Origin of the sequence: Mesorhizobium sp. M00.F.Ca.ET.216.01.1.1, assembly GCF_004010325.2 — a bacterium.
Classification (GTDB): Bacteria; Pseudomonadota; Alphaproteobacteria; order Rhizobiales; family Rhizobiaceae; genus Mesorhizobium.
Window position 1 is genome coordinate 1 of sequence record NZ_SADR02000092.1, and the last position, 624, is coordinate 624.

Below are 624 nucleotides of genomic sequence, written 5' to 3' on the forward strand. Positions count from 1 at the left end.
TCAAAGTGAGGGGTGCATCGGCCCCGAGAATCTGAGAAACTGCTTTTGCAACAAAGAGTTATCAGATCCAAGGACGGGGTCCGATGCAAACACACTGTATCTCTGACCAGCTCGAATTTGAAGGCTTCGACGCCCGCAAAGTTGTCGCCGGTTTCGACGGTGGGGCGATCACCTCGGATGCCGGCGCCTTGCTGCTTCGCCACGCCGACGGGGCTATCGGCCTTTTCGACCGGGTGGCCGCTTGCTTCATCGACCATCGCGATCCGGATTGCACGGTGCACAGTGTCCAGACGCTGGTCGGACAGCGCATCGCAGCAATCGCGCTCGGTTACGAGGACGTCGACGATCACGATACGCTTCGCCACGACCCGGTGCTGGCGCTCTTGTCGGAAAGCCTGACGCCGAAGCGCTCCGATTGCGGCGTCCTTGCCGGCAAGTCGACGCTGAACCGGCTGGAGCACGGCCGCGCCGGGGAGCCGACGCGCTATCACAAGATCCGTTACGACAAGGAGGCGATGGAAGCCCTGTTCGTGGGTCTGTTCCTGGAAGCCCATGATAAGCCGCCAGGCGAGATCGTGCTCGATCTCGACGCCACCGATGATCCGCTGCACGGCCAGCAGGAAG

1 protein-coding gene is annotated in these 624 nt (G+C 61.9%); it reads left to right on the forward strand.

The window, feature by feature from the left end; translation table 11 throughout:
* Nucleotides 1-83 precede the first annotated feature (83 nt).
* Nucleotides 84-624 (forward strand): transposase (locus EN859_RS35165; protein WP_189502468.1); only part of this gene is annotated, 541 nt, incomplete at its 3' end.